At 69.4% G+C, this 11,811-nt stretch carries 11 protein-coding genes; 3 read left to right on the top strand and 8 right to left on the bottom strand.

What is annotated here, in order from left to right:
• Positions 1 to 108: 108 nt before the first annotated feature.
• The 7 genes from AB0F86_RS17055 to AB0F86_RS17025 form a co-directional block, all read right to left on the bottom strand.
• On the bottom strand, positions 109 to 966 hold the full coding sequence (locus AB0F86_RS17055; RefSeq protein ID WP_225281633.1) for a biotin-dependent carboxyltransferase family protein: 858 nt from the start codon (positions 964 to 966) through the stop codon (positions 109 to 111).
• A gap of 53 nt (positions 967 to 1,019) precedes the next feature.
• Positions 1,020 to 1,703, bottom strand: a complete 684-nt coding sequence (locus AB0F86_RS17050; RefSeq protein ID WP_356985403.1) for an allophanate hydrolase subunit 1 — start codon at positions 1,701 to 1,703, stop codon at positions 1,020 to 1,022.
• Between the two features lie 14 nt (positions 1,704 to 1,717).
• Positions 1,718 to 2,473: a 5-oxoprolinase subunit PxpA gene (locus AB0F86_RS17045; RefSeq protein ID WP_067644304.1), complete on the bottom strand. Its 756-nt coding sequence runs from the start codon at positions 2,471 to 2,473 to the stop codon at positions 1,718 to 1,720.
• A gap of 65 nt (positions 2,474 to 2,538) precedes the next feature.
• Positions 2,539 to 4,014, bottom strand: a complete 1,476-nt coding sequence (locus AB0F86_RS17040) for an ATP-binding cassette domain-containing protein (RefSeq protein WP_356985402.1) — start codon at positions 4,012 to 4,014, stop codon at positions 2,539 to 2,541.
• On the bottom strand, positions 4,011 to 4,841 hold the full coding sequence (locus AB0F86_RS17035) for an ABC transporter permease (protein WP_356985401.1): 831 nt from the start codon (positions 4,839 to 4,841) through the stop codon (positions 4,011 to 4,013). The genes AB0F86_RS17040 and AB0F86_RS17035 overlap by 4 nt, the downstream gene beginning before the upstream one ends.
• A complete protein-coding gene (modA, locus tag AB0F86_RS17030) occupies positions 4,838 to 5,578 on the bottom strand; it encodes a molybdate ABC transporter substrate-binding protein (RefSeq protein WP_356985400.1) in 741 nt (246 codons plus the stop codon). Before modA ends, AB0F86_RS17035 begins: the two co-directional genes overlap by 4 nt.
• Complete coding sequence (locus AB0F86_RS17025) at positions 5,575 to 5,973, bottom strand: helix-turn-helix transcriptional regulator (RefSeq protein WP_356985399.1); 399 nt, start codon at positions 5,971 to 5,973, stop codon at positions 5,575 to 5,577. Before AB0F86_RS17025 ends, modA begins: the two co-directional genes overlap by 4 nt.
• A gap of 98 nt (positions 5,974 to 6,071) precedes the next feature.
• Here AB0F86_RS17025 and AB0F86_RS17020 point away from each other — a divergent pair, with 98 nt between their 5' ends.
• The gene (locus AB0F86_RS17020; RefSeq protein WP_225281638.1) at positions 6,072 to 6,926 is read left to right on the top strand and encodes a hypothetical protein; all 855 of its coding nucleotides are present in this window, start codon (positions 6,072 to 6,074) and stop codon (positions 6,924 to 6,926) included.
• Here AB0F86_RS17020 and AB0F86_RS17015 read toward each other — a convergent pair.
• Entirely contained in the window at positions 6,923 to 8,377 is a 1,455-nt protein-coding gene (locus AB0F86_RS17015) for a CCA tRNA nucleotidyltransferase (protein ID WP_356985398.1), read from the bottom strand. The two genes, AB0F86_RS17020 and AB0F86_RS17015, sit on opposite strands and share 4 nt — an antisense overlap.
• A gap of 484 nt (positions 8,378 to 8,861) precedes the next feature.
• On the opposite strand from AB0F86_RS17015, the gene AB0F86_RS17010 reads away from it, so the two are divergent.
• Both AB0F86_RS17010 and AB0F86_RS17005 read left to right on the top strand, forming a co-directional pair.
• Positions 8,862 to 9,317: an NUDIX hydrolase gene (locus tag AB0F86_RS17010; protein ID WP_067495077.1), complete on the top strand. Its 456-nt coding sequence runs from the start codon at positions 8,862 to 8,864 to the stop codon at positions 9,315 to 9,317.
• A complete protein-coding gene (locus AB0F86_RS17005) occupies positions 9,314 to 11,761 on the top strand; it encodes a DUF6049 family protein (protein WP_225281639.1) in 2,448 nt (815 codons plus the stop codon). The genes AB0F86_RS17010 and AB0F86_RS17005 overlap by 4 nt, the downstream gene beginning before the upstream one ends.
• The last annotated feature ends 50 nt before the right edge of the window (positions 11,762 to 11,811 follow it).

Genomic DNA, 11,811 nt, shown 5'->3' with positions numbered 1-11,811 from the left:
GCGCAGTTCGGCGGTGTCGAGCCGGGTGCGACGGGCAGAAGTTCGTCGCCGTGCAGCACCGAGCGTGCCGCGTTTCCGGCGGAGGTGAGCGGCACAGGTTGCGGTCGGTCAGTCGTCGGGTGCGAAGCGCAGGCGTTCACCCGGACGGAGTTGGGCGACGCGGTCGACGTCGGCGTCGAGCACGACCGCGACGACCGGGTAGCCGCCGGTGATCGGATGGTCGGCGAGGAAGACGACCGGTTGACCGCTCGGTGGGACCTGCACCGAACCGAGGGCGACACCTTCGGCGGGCAGTTCGCGGGTGATCGAGCGGGTGAGCGGCGGCCCGGCGACCCGATCCAGGCGGGCACCCACGCGGTCGGTCTCACTGCTCACCTGCCACGAGCCCCGGAACAGGGCGGCGGGGTCGGTGAACCAGTCTTCGCGCGGGCCGGGACGAGCGCGGACGACGAGCACCTCCGGCGGCACGGGGACCGGCGCGAACTCGACGGTCGGGAAGGTGCGCGGCGGGGGACCGACGGGTAGCTGCATGCCCGGTCGCAGCGGGTCGGGGCCGATGCCGGAGAGGGTGTCGCGGCTGCGGGAACCGAGGACCTTCGGCACGTCTATGCCGCCACGGACACCGATGTAGGTGCGTAAACCGGTGCCTGCCATGCCGAGGCGAAGGGTCTGGCCCGCCTCGAGTTCGAGAACGCTCGCATGGCCGACGGGCGTGCTGTCCACCGTGGCCGCCGCTGGTGCGCCGGTGACCGCGACGGTGACGTGCGCATCGGTGCGCACTACGAGTCCGCCGAGCAGTACCTCGATGCCCGCGTGGTCCTCCGGATTGCCGACCAACCGGTTCGCCAGCCGCAGCGAAGCGCGGTCGGCGGCGCCGGCCGGGCCCACGCCGGAATCGAACCAGCCGGGTCTGCCCAGGTCCTGGATCGTCGCGAGCGGCCCCACCCGCTCGATGAAGATCACCATGCGATCTCTCCCCGATTAACTGTCGAGGCGGCGCACCATTGAGCAGCCCTTGCCTATTGCGCGATGTCGACGAACCGCACCGCCGTTCCCGCTCGGATCAGCGCGGGTGGGTCGCGATCGACCGCCCACATGCGTAGATCGGTACTTCCGATCAGTTGCCATCCGCCCGGTGTGCCACGCGGATATACCGCCGAGTACCCACCGGCCAGTGCCACCGCACCCGGTGGGATGGCGGTGCGGGCCTGGGCCCGGCGCGGCACGGTGAGCCTGCCGTCGGGCGAGACGAGATATCCGAAACCGGGTGCGAAACCTACGAAGGCGCACTGCCAGACGGTACCGGTATGGGCCGCGATCACCTCCGCGACAGACAGGTCGAGCAGTCGGGCGACCTCGGGCAGGTCGACCCCGTCGTAGCGCACCGGCACCTCGACCAGCTCGTCGGGGCGGTCCGGGTCGGACAGTGTTCCACGGGAAACATCGAGCGAATCCGGCTGTGCGGATTCGGAATCCAGGCGGTCGAGCAGCGCGAGCAATTCGCGGCGCACCTGCGTGCCGTAGTGCACCGAATGCAGGGTGACCAGCACGGTCTCCGCCGCGGGCAGCACGTCCTGGACACCGGCGATGGCATGCACCCGCAGCGCCGATGCCAAGCGCTGCACCGGCTGCGGATCGTCGAGGGTGATGAGCATGGCACGGTCGCCCGCGGGCCTGATCCGCGTGCTCCAGTCGGTCACCATCGCGCCTCCCACCCTCAACCGAATGGTTCGACAGGTACGCCTGCCTCGTCCAATGCCCCCCTGATGCGGCGCGCCATCTCCACGGCCGCCGGCGAGTCACCATGGACGCACACACTGGCCACGGACACAGCGACCGCACCCGGACCGTCAACGGTACGCGCGGTCCCCGACAACGCAAGGGATACCGCCTGGGCGACGGCGTCGTCGGGCGTCAGCACCGCACCGGCAACCCCGCGCGGCGCCAACGTGCCGGTGGCGGTGTAGGCGCGGTCGGCGAAACCCTCGCCGACGAAACGCACTTTCGCCCGGTTCGCGGCGTGTTCGAGTTCGGTTCCGGCGGGGCCGAGCAGGGCGAGACCGGTTTCGGCCTCGGCGACGGCGGTCGCGACCGCGTCGGCGAGCAGACGATCGCGAGCGGCCGCGTGATAGAGGGCGCCGTGCGGCTTCACGTACCGCACCCGGTCGCCCGCCGCGCGCGCGAATGCCGCGAGAGCGCCGATCTGGTACAGCACCTCGTCGCGCAGTTCGGCGGGCGCGATGGCGATATCGCGGCGGCCGAAGCCGACCAGATCGCGGTAGCCGACGTGCGCGCCGATCCGCACGCCCTTGGCCACGGCCAGTTCGCAGGTGCGGCGCATGATCGTCGGGTCGCCCGCATGGAAACCGCACGCGATGTTGGCGCTGGTGACGATGTCGAGCATGGCGGCGTCCTCACCCATCCGCCACGGGCCGAAGCCCTCGCCGAGATCACTGTTCAGGTCCAGCGGCATGCTGCCCTCCGGTTTGCGCGCGTGCATGAACGCCCTCATTGTGCGCCGTAGCCCGGGCCCACGCTTCAGCAGGCGTACACCCGCACCTCCGTGGCCTTGACCGCGAAATACGCCCGCGCGCCGACGGCGAGGCCGAGCTGGGCCACGGCGGCCGGGGTGAGATCGGCGCACAGCCCGGGCGCGTTCGGTGCGTCGCCACGCACCCGCACGATGCCGCCCCGATCGGTGATCTCGGTGATGTCGACGGTGAAGACATTGCGTGGGCTGCCGCCGGGAGGGCGGGTGAAAACCGACACGGCGGCAGGGGAGAAGACAGCCGCCGCGCGGGTGCCTGCGGTGAAATCGCCGACGACGCAACCATCGACCGCCGATTCGTCATCGGGTGTCGACCCCGAGTAGTCGTCGATACTCGGGGCGACCGCTGCCGAGTGCCGGGCGCCGCCGGCCGAACTCGACCCCGACCCACCACCGGCAACGCTGGTTGTCGGCCGTTCTGTGGAGCCGAGCGAGGCACTGGCAGCGGCGCTGTCCGCCGGCCGATCGGCGGGGTGTGCTGCTGGCCGGTGCTGGGCTTCGCTGTCACCTGGCGAGATCGGTTCGCTGTGTCGGCCGGGTCCGACCAGCACTGCCGCGAAGGCCGGGTCGGACCCGCGCGGCGCGGTGGCGGTGCCGTGGAGGAGGTTGAGGCCTGCGATGCGGGCGGCGAAGGGGCTACGTGGGTGCGACATCACGTCGGTGACCTGGCCGGATTCGACGATGCGGCCGGATTCGACGATGACGATGCGGTCGGCGAGGGTGATGGCGTCGATGATGTCGTGGGTGACCAGGACCGCGCAGCGCGGATGGGCGGGATCGCGCAGGACTCGGCGCAGCAGGGAGCGCATGGCGGGGGCGACATCGACGTCGAGGGCCGACATGGGTTCGTCGAGCAGGAGCAGCTTCGGGTCGACGGCGAGGGCACGGGCCAGGGCGACGCGTTGGGCCTGGCCGCCGGAGAGCGCTGCGGGGTGGCGGTCGGCCAGGTGCGTGGCGTCGACGGCTCGGAGCCATTCGGCGGCAACAGCTTTCGCTTGCCGATTCCCACGGCTGCGTGGGCCGAAAGCGACGTTCTCGGCAACCGTGAGGTGCGGAAACAGCAACGGTTCCTGGGCGAGCAGCGAGATGCCGCGTCGATGTGGTGCCAGCGCGATAGCTTTCGCCGTATCGGTGAGGGTGTCGGCGCCCAAGCGCACGTGGCCTTCGTCGGGGACGAGCAAGCCGGCGATCACCTGGAGCAGGCTGGACTTTCCCGCGCCGTTGGGGCCGAGAACGGCGAGGACTTCGCCCGGCGCGAGCTCGAGCGCCAGGTCCAGCTCGCGATCCGCGATGCGTGCGGCCACCGAAAGGCCCGCCGGATGCGACGACCTCCCTGACGATTCGTCGGGTGCGCTCGCGGACAACCCCGCCGGACCGGACGACGGCTCGCTCCGTACGGATTCGTGGTGTGCGCTCGCCGGATCGAAGCCCGACGGCATGCTTCGCGGCTCGTCGTGTGGGTTCATTCCGCTCTCCCTCCGCTGCGGGCGCTGCCGAGCTGAGTGCCGGGGATCGGGCTCGTACGGCGGTAGGCGAGGAGGACGATCAGGATCGCGACGATGATGAGCACCACCGAAAGCGCAACGGCCGCATCGGGATCGGCTTCGCGTTGCAGGTAGATCTCCAAGGGGAGCGTGCGGGTTCGGCCCTGCAGGCTGCCCGCGAAGGTGAGGGTGGCGCCGAATTCACCGAGCGCGCGGGCGAAGGCGAGCACCGCACCGGAGATGAGCGCGGGACGCATCAGCGGCAGGGTGATCCGCCACCACACCGTGCTCGGCGAGGCACCGAGGGTGGCCGCGATGTGCTCGTAGCGGTGACCCGCCGTCCGCAACGCGCCCTCGAGCGTGAGGACCAGAAACGGCAGTGCCACAAAGGTTTGCGCCAGCACCACGGCCGTCGTGCTGAACGCGATCTGCACACCGAGGGCTTCGAGGTGGCTTCCCAACAGCCCACGCCGCCCGAAGGTGTACAGCAGGGCGATACCACCGACCACCGGCGGTAATACCAAGGGCAGCAACACAAGTGCGCGCAGCACCGGTAGCCCGCGCCATCGCGCCCTGGCCAGGACCACGGCCATCGGTACACCGAGCAGCACGCACAGCAGCGTGCTCGCGGCCGCCGTCCGCAGGCTCAACCACAGTGCGTCGCGCGAGGCCTCGGTGGTCACCAGCGCACCGAACCGACCCCATTCCACGCCCCAGGCCAAGGCGCCGAGCGGCACGACGACAAGGGCGAACCCGAGCAGCGCGGGCAGCAACAACCAGCGGGGAAACCCTGCGGCGCCGGATCTCACGGCACACCGAACCCGGCTTCGGTCAGCACCCGCCGACCCGTCGGGCCGGTCACCAGGTCGATGAACTTCCCGGCAGCGGCGGAATCCTCGACCGCCCCGATGGGATAGGTGTTCACCGCCGCCGAAGCCTCGGGGATCGCGACCGTACTCACCTTCGCGCCGGCACTCGCCGCATCCGTGACGTACACCAGGCCCGCGTCCGCCTGTCCGGAAGTCACCTTGGTCAGCACATCGGCCACCGACGATTCCTCACTCACCGGCCGCAATGTCACCTGCGCAGCTCCCGCGACCTTCTGTGTCGCCCGGCCACACGGCACCTGCGGCGCACACACCACGACGGACACGCCATCCTTGGTCAGATCGCGGAAACTGTTGACCCCCTTCGGGTTACCGGGCGCGGTCACGATGGTGAGGACGTTCGTGGCGAAGGCGCGCGAAGAGGTGATGCGTCCGTCGGCGATCACCTTGTCCATCGTCGGCTGGTCTGCCGAGGCGAAAACGTCGGCGGGCGCACCGGCCTGCAACTGGGCGGCCAGATCCGACGATCCGGCGAACGAGAACCGCAGGTCCACACCGGGATTCGTGGCTTCGAAGTCGTCCTCCAGATCGGTGAAGGCCTTCTTCAACGAGGCGGCGGCGAACACGGTGAGCGTCGAATCACCTGTCGCCGAATCCGTTTCGGAATCACAGGCGGTGAGCACGGTCAGCACGGCCACCAGGGCGAGCGCGCGCTTCATCCGGCGGCCCGTTCCACGACCACCGTCGTGGCCTTCACACTCGCCAACGCCACACTGCCGGGCTCGAGCCCGAGCTCGCGCACCGCTTCGCTGCTCATCAACGAGACCACTGTGAACGGACCGCATTGCATCTCCACCTGTGCCATCACCGTGTCGGTCAGCACGCGAGTGACCAAGCCGGGGAACCGATTCCGGGCCGAACTGGCACTGCCCACCTCGGTGTGCGGCGGGCGCGCCTGCTCGACAGCGAGAGCCGCCAGCTCACGACCCTCGATGACCAACCGGCCGACGCTGTCCTTGCTCGCCGACAGCGCGCCGGAGTCGATCCACCGGCGCACGGTGTCGTCGCTGACACCGAGCAGATCGGCGGCTTCCTTGATTCGCAGTAGTGCCACCCGACCAGGATAGTTCCGCAGATACGGCGATACATAGATAAATCTTCCGCACATGCGGAAACATCCGGCTGTGATATCGGCTCAACACGCCGACGAGCATGGCCGCCGACGCCGCGGGCAAGTACTCTCGGACCATCATGGCCACGTATTTCGATCCGAAGTCCTGGTCACTGGCGGGCGCTGTCGACCTGGGCAAACGTCTGCTCGACCCCTCGTGGATCGACCAGTGGCTCGGCTTCACCACGTCCTGGGCCGACCCGGTGGCCGACCTGGGCTCGGGCACGGTCACCGCGCTGATGCCCGACGTCCTGATGACCGTGCTCAGCGAGGGCATCTTCAGCCGCTTCGGCGGGCGGGAAGTGTCGGCCACCCTGCTCGGCCACGACCTCACCGCCACCCTCGACACCTTCAAGGTGCGCAGGCGCGGTGCCCACTTCCAGAGCAAAACAGTGCTGTCGGACCTGGTCTGGGACTCCCACCCCTTCGACATCGTCACCGTGATCGCGCACGGTGTTCGCCTCATTCCCGGTGTGCCGACCAAGATTCGCGTGCAGCAACTCGACATCGAGGGCAGCATCGGCATCGGCGCCCTCATCGACTGGGTGGACGAGCAGAACCTGGACTGGAAGCTCCGGCTCGACGAGCAGGGCCGGATCGTCGCCACCCACCGCACCCGCAAGATGAGCGCCGTCGTCGACGCGCAGGTCTACGACAACCTGCTCACCATCGACATCCGCCGCGCCAGCTGGTACCGCATCCGACTACCGCGCCGGGTGGTGCAGGCGCCCGCGCTGCTGCTCGACGACCTGCCCAACCGGGCGAGCATCTCCTACGCGCACCGCCGCGGCGACGTGGTGAAATTCCGCATCGAACTGCCCGAGACCACCGGTTCGTTCGACCTCACCCAGATCCGCGACGCCATCATCGCCGGGACCACGCTGATCGTGTTCTAGGACTGCTGCGTCGCCCACCACTCACGCAGGGCGGCCTCGGCTTCGTCGCGGGTCATCGGGCCACGGTCCAGGCGCAGGTCCTTGAGGTATTTCCACGCCTTGCCCACCTGCGGGCCCGGCTCGAGGCCGAGTAGCTCCATGATCGCGTTGCCGTCCAGATCCGGACGCACCCGCGCCAGATCCTCCTGCTCACGCAGGGCCGCGATGCGCTGCTCGAGCTCGTCGTAGGTGGCGCGCAACGCCGCCGCCCGCCGCTTGTTGCGGGTGGTGCAGTCGGCCTTGACCAGTTTGTGCAGGCGATCGAGCAGGTCGTCGGCGTCGGTGACGTAGCGGCGCACCGCCGAATCGGTCCACTGGCCCTTGCCGTAGCCGTGGAAGCGCAGATGCAGGAACACCAGGCGCGCAACGTCTTCGGTGAACGCCTTCGGGTACTTCAGCGCCCGCATGCGTTTACGCACCATCTTTGCGCCGACCACCTCGTGATGGTGGAAGCTCACGCCGCCGCCCGGCTCGTTGCGCTTGGTGTCGGGCTTACCGATGTCGTGCAGCAGCGCCGCCCAGCGCAACACCAGGTCGGGGTCGCCCTCCTCCTGGTCGATCGCCTGCGACAGCACCGTCAGCGAATGCTGGTAGACGTCCTTGTGCTGGTGGTGCTCGTCGATCTCGAGCTTCATCGCGGGCACCTCCGGCAGCACCCGCTGGGCGAGACCGGTATCGCACATGAGGTTGATGCCGTCGATCGGATGCTCCGCACCGATCAGCTTGTCGAGTTCGGTGCGTACCCGTTCGGCCGTGATGCGGTCGATCTGCTCGGCCGTCTCCACTATCGCCGTGCGCACCCGAGGTGCCACCTCGAAACCGAGCTGCGCGACGAAGCGGGCCGCGCGCAGCATGCGCAACGGGTCGTCGTCGAACGAATCCTGCGGTGCCGCAGGCGTATCGAGCACGCCTTTCAGCAGGGCATCGAGCCCGTCGAGCGGGTCGACGAACTCGAGCGAACCGTCCTCGGCGATCTTCACCGCCATCGCGTTCACCGTGAAATCGCGCCGGACCAGGTCGCCCTCGAGCGTGTCACCGAAGGTCACCTCCGGATTGCGCGACACCCGGTCGTAGGTATCGGCCCGGAACGTGGTGATCTCGAGCTGCTGATCCCCCTTGGCCGCACTCACCGTCCCGAACGCGAGCCCACCGGTGTCCCACAACTGATCGGCCCACCCCCGCATCAGCTCCTGCACGACCTCCGGCCGCGCGTCGGTGGTGAAATCCAGATCATTGCCCAACCGCCCGAGCACCGCGTCGCGCACGCTGCCCCCCACCAGATACAGCGAATGCCCCCGCGCGGCGAACATGGCCCCCAACGGCACCAGCACCTCGGACAGCTGCCCCAACGTCACCGCCGCACCAGCAAGCAGCCGAGCACGACGATCCGCGACAACATCAGAGGAAACCACGAGTACAGAGCTTACCGAGCCCGTCGAACCACTTTCCGAGCTCCCAGCCCCCGGCACCACTCAAGTCCACCACCTACCGCACTACCAGCCACCCCGCACCACCCAAGTCCGCCATGACAGCATTCCCAGCCCCGCACGACCCGACCTCGAGGAGGGTCCGTCGCGAAGCGGCGCAGCGGCCCGGCCGCGCGAACAGCGCTCGAAGCGCATGCGCGAAGCGCGAGTCTCGAGCGCTGTTCGCGCGGCCCCTCAGGGGCCGCGCTCGAGCGCGCCAGCGCTCCAAAAACACAGCCGGTACCTCCAGGGGCGCAATCCACAAAGTGCCGGGCACGGCAGCCGCCGCCGCCCGACCACCAACTCGAGCGCCCCTGCGTCCTACACACACCGCTAAGCTGGCTGGGTGTCTCCTCCGGCCGATCGCGCGAACAGTCGACGCCGCCAGCCGCGGCGGCGCGGCGGGGCGGGTAACGGCGGTAAGCCGCGTATGCGCACGGTGCGCGAAACGTCCGCGGGCGGCCTCGTTGTCGACGGCTTGGACGGGCCGAGGGAACTGCGGTGCGCCGCGTTGATCGGGCGGACCGATCGGCGCGGGCGGTTGCTGTGGTCGCTGCCCAAAGGCCACATCGAGGAGGGCGAGACCTCCGAGCAGACCGCCATGCGTGAGGTCGCCGAGGAGACCGGCATCATCGGCGAGGTGGTCGCCGAGCTGGGCAATATCGATTATTGGTTCGTCACCGAGGGCAGACGGGTACACAAGACCGTGCACCACTATCTGCTGCGGTGTCTGGGCGGTGAGTTGTCCGATGCCGACGTGGAAGTCACCCAGGTTGCGTGGGTTCCGTTGAGCGAGTTGGATTCCCGATTGGCCTACGCCGACGAGCGGCGGCTGGCCGAGGTGGCTAATCGGATGATCGACCGGATGGAGACCGGCAAGCGATGACGGGTGGACTGTTCCGGCTGATCACGGCGGTCCTGACCATCTTGGGTTCGGTGGCGCTGCTGCCCGCGGTGGCGCAGGCGCAACCGGACGACGCGTCGGCGCCGAAGTTCCTCAAACTCACCCTGGACGCGGTGGCGCCGGGCACGGTGACCACGAACAGCGATCCGGTGCTCACCGTGTCGGGGACGGTCACCAATATCGGTGACCGGGTGGTCGACGATGTGAGCGTGCGCATCCAGCGCGCCGCCCCGGTGCTCTCGCCGAGCGGATTGCGCAGTTCGCTGCGGCTCGATCAGGTGAACTACGACGTGACCGGGCCGTTCGAGGATGTGACGCCGCAGCTGAGTCCTGGCCAGCGCAAACAGTTCTCGGTGCGGATCGCGTTGCGCGGCGGCGACGGCGCGTCGCTCGGCATCACCGATCCCGGCGTGTATCCGCTGCTGCTGAATGTGAACGGCGAGCCGGCCTACGGCTCGCAGGCCCGGCTCGACGACGCCCGCTTCCTGCTTCCGGTGCTCGGACTGCCGCCGGCCGACGGCGACCCGGCCCCGGTCGCCGCGCCACCGGAGGCCACGCCGGTGGCGACGACGGTGATCTGGCCGCTGGCCGACCGGCCGCGCATGGTCGCGGGCAAACCGGGGTCGGTGAACGGGCAGGTGGAACTGCTCGACGACGAGCTCGCCGCCTCGCTCGGCAAGGGCGGGCGGCTCGAGCAGTTGGTCGCCGCGCTGGAAGCGGTCGCACCCGCACCGGGTAAGGACAACGCGGTCGCCGGGTCGGTGTGCATCGCCATCGATCCCGATCTGGTGTCGACCGCGCAGACGATGACGCGCGGCTACCGGGTGCTGGCGAGTCCGTCGGATCCGGAGGGCGCGACGCGGGAGGGGACCGGTGCCGCGAACGCGCAGGCCTGGCTCGACCGGTTGCGCGCGCTCGCCGGGTCGATGTGCACGGTGGCGTTGCCGTACGCGCAGGTCGATGTGACGGCGTTGGCGGCGGTGAACGAGCCGGGTCTGTCGGCGCGGGCATTGCACGCACCGGCCGATGTGGTCGACGCGATCCTGGGCACCAGGTCGCTGCGCGGGGTGAGCCTGCCCGATTCCGGCAGCATCGATCACGCGGCGGGACAGCTGCTGCGTGAGTACGGGTACGGCACAGCGGTGCTCGCCGGGTCGGCCGTATCGGGTGAGGGTTCGGTGCCGGATCCGGAGACCGCGCTCACCTCCACACCGTCGACGTTCGTGCCCGGCACGGTCGTCGGCGGGGAGCAGGCCGCGCCGGACGTGGTGCGGGTGCCGGATGTGAGCGTCGAGGCCGGGCCGAATACCGATCCGGCGCTGCGGGTGACGACCTTCGACATCTGGTCGGCGACGGCGCTGGCCGCCGTGGGTTCCAACCCGCCGACGCCCTCGTTCACACCGTCGAAGGTGCGCTTCGACGTCACCAACGACTCGCGGGCCGCCCGGTTGCAGGACGCGCTCGGCGCGATGGCGTGGACGGCGCTGAATCCGGCGCCGGACCGGCCGCGTTCGCAGCTGTTGATGCCGCCGCAGCAGTGGGGCGCCAGCCGCGAGGAGGGTGTGGCGCTGCTCAAACAGGTGGAACTGCTCACCCGTAACCAGCTGGCCCAGCCCCGGCCGTTCGCGGAGCTCGTCGCGCAGGAGCCGGATCCGCGCCCGTTCACCCTCGAATACCTGCCCTCGGCCGCTCAGGACGCGGCGCCCGAACATCTCGTCGTGCCCGTGCGCGACCAGGGTGCGCGGATCACCGAGATGATGCGGGCGCTCGTCGAGCTACCCGAGGCCGAGTTGACGCCGCTGGCCTTCCTCACGCCCGCGCGGGAGGATCTGCTGCGGGCGTTGAGCCTGTCGGACCGGCGTGGCGAGGACGACACTCTCGCCGACCTGCATGCCGACCGGCGTGTCGATCAGGTGACCCGGGAAGTCGACACCGTGTTCGCGTCGGTATCGGTGTTGCCACCGGGCGGTGTGTACACGCTCGCGTCCGAGCAGAGCCCGTTGCTGCTGGTTGCCCGCAATGATCTGCCGGTGGCGATCCGGGTGAACTTCCGGATCTCCGCGCCTTCCGAGACGAACATCACCGATATCGGCGAACAGCTCCTTCCGCCGAACGGAACTCGGTCATTTCAGATACCGACCGAGGTGAGTGACAGCCGTAAGCTGGTCATTCCCATCGCCCTTACCACCCCGGACGGAATCACGCTAGGGGAGCCGACGTCGGTCTCGGTGCGCTCGAACGCCTACGGTCAGGCCTTGGCCATAATTACGGCATGTGCCGCGATACTGCTGTTGCTGTTGGCCGGGCGCCGGCTGTGGCGGCGCTTCCGCGGCCGACCCGACCCCGCCGACGAGGGCTTCACCCCCGAAACGGTGGAACGGGCCGGACGGCTGCGACGCGCCCGGCAACGACTGCGTCGGCAGTGAACACCCACGCCTGACCGGCGCGCGGGGGACCATGACAGGCAAGAACGAGG

Origin of the sequence: Nocardia sp. NPDC023733 (assembly GCF_040639775.1) — a bacterium.
Lineage (GTDB): Bacteria > Actinomycetota > Actinomycetes > Mycobacteriales > Mycobacteriaceae > Nocardia > Nocardia rosealba.
This window is presented reverse-complemented; position numbering and strand designations above follow the sequence as displayed.